Below are 781 nucleotides of genomic sequence, written 5' to 3'. Positions count from 1 at the left end.
CCCTCGAACAAATTAATCAATACTTAGCCTTTGTAATATTCACTTATAACGATGTGAATATTACGGTAGCAAAAGTAATTCAAGTGCCACTTATATTGTTTGCTATGTGGTTTGTAGTCACACGTATTGGCAAGCTTATTAAAAAAACATTACTCGCTAAAAAAATAAGCCAAGATGCAGTGCATTTGTTTACTCGTATTTACTTTATTTTAAGTATCGCAATTTTAATTTTTACATCGCTTGAAGTGCTCAGCATCCCGCTTACGGCATTTGCTTTTGTATCCGGTGCGATTGCTATTGGTGTAGGTTTTGGTGCACAAAACATTATTAATAACTTTATCAGCGGTTGGATATTGATGTGGGAACGTCCAATTCGCATTGGTGACTTTTTAGAGGTAGGTAACGCAAAGGGCGTAGTTGAAACTATTAATACGCGTTCTACACGTATTCGCCGAAATGACGGCGTACATATGCTTATACCTAATTCTCAATTGCTCGAAAATACAGTAACAAACTGGACGCTGATAGATGGCAATGCACGCTCATCGGTCAGTGTCGGCGTTGCGTATGGTTCAGACGTTATACTGGTTAAAAAGCTTATCCAGCAAGTGCTTGATGATCATGATGCAATATTGGTTAATCCAAAGTCATCAGTGTTATTTGATGACTTTGCAGATAGCTCGCTTGTATTTAATGCTATTTTTTGGGTATGCGCCGAGTCTGAAACCATGCTTAGAAAAGTGCGCAGTGATATTCGTTTTAGTATTTATGCTGTATTTGA

1 protein-coding gene is annotated in these 781 nt (G+C 37.8%); it reads left to right on the top strand.

Translation table 11 applies throughout. The annotated features are described in order from the left end of the window. A partial coding sequence (locus H5072_RS20730; protein WP_220488765.1) for a mechanosensitive ion channel family protein occupies nt 1–781 on the top strand: 781 nt, incomplete at both ends.

This window comes from Pseudoalteromonas sp. SR45-5, assembly GCF_014163565.1.
In the GTDB taxonomy this organism is placed as follows: domain Bacteria; phylum Pseudomonadota; class Gammaproteobacteria; order Enterobacterales; family Alteromonadaceae; genus Pseudoalteromonas; species Pseudoalteromonas distincta.
This window is presented reverse-complemented; position numbering and strand designations above follow the sequence as displayed.